The organism is Bacillus hominis, assembly GCF_018332515.1.
Taxonomy (GTDB): domain Bacteria; phylum Bacillota; class Bacilli; order Bacillales; family Bacillaceae_G; genus Bacillus_A; species Bacillus_A hominis.
Genome location: NZ_BOQD01000493.1, coordinates 1 through 380, shown reverse-complemented (window position 1 = coordinate 380; position 380 = coordinate 1). Strand labels below are relative to the sequence as shown.

1 protein-coding gene and 1 pseudogene are annotated in these 380 nt (G+C 29.2%); both read left to right on the top strand.

All coding sequences use genetic code 11. The annotated features are described in order from the left end of the window. On the top strand, positions 1-83 hold an 83-nt coding region (locus KI356_RS26815; RefSeq protein WP_212936965.1), incomplete at its 5' end, for a winged helix-turn-helix domain-containing protein. Positions 84-92: 9 nt separating this feature from the next. Further along, a pseudogene (locus tag KI356_RS26810) lies at positions 93-380 on the top strand (sensor histidine kinase); the annotation flags it as partial.

Sequence of the window (380 nt, the reverse complement as noted above, 5' to 3'; positions counted from 1 at the left end):
GTGAAAAAATCGAACAAGATCCAAGTAAACCAGAATACATAAAAACGGTTCGTGGACTTGGCTATAAGTTCGTTACAAAGTAGGTTAACGATATGAATTTAAATAAACGACTTATAATCCAGTTTATTCTGCAACACGTTTTCGTCTTATTTACGTTACTTATCGCTGTATTTGCTTCTTTTTCTTATTTAATTTTTCTCCTTAATAGCACTTTATATGAACCTAACATTTCTGATTATGATAGTTTTACAATTTCTGAATATATTTCTTCTGAAGACAATCACATTACATTAAAACCTGAATTAAAAGATTTAATAACAGAAAAAAATGATTGGCCTCAAATTGTAAGCGAAGAGGGAAAAGTCCTTTACAACTTCAAT